Here is a 271-nt window from a genome sequence, read left to right as displayed (position 1 = left end):
GTGCATTCTGAATGCACGCGTTGTCGTTGACGTCCATCGCGAGCAGGCTCGCTCCTACAATGTTCGTGGTCGATCGCAAAATCTGCGTGCACCGCAGATCCACTGTAGGAGCGAGCCTGCTCGCGAAGAACCTGAGACCGCTGCGTGCATTCTGAATGCACGCGTTGTCGTTGACGTCCATCGCGAGCAGGCTCGCTCCCACAATTTCCGTGGCCGATCGCAAAATCTGCATGCACCGCAGATCCACTGTAGGAGCGAGCCTGCTCGCGAA

General features: G+C 58.3%; 1 pseudogene. It reads right to left on the bottom strand.

The features are described 5' to 3' along the window. A pseudogene (locus NR126_RS28685) lies at nt 1-232 on the bottom strand (hypothetical protein); the annotation flags it as partial. Nucleotides 233-271 lie beyond the last annotated feature (39 nt).

The sequence above is a fragment of the Pseudomonas sp. Pse1 genome (assembly GCF_024519635.1).
Taxonomy (GTDB): Bacteria; Pseudomonadota; Gammaproteobacteria; order Pseudomonadales; family Pseudomonadaceae; genus Aquipseudomonas.
The sequence above is the reverse complement of the archived record's forward strand: the minus strand, read 5'-3'. Positions and strand labels throughout refer to the sequence as shown.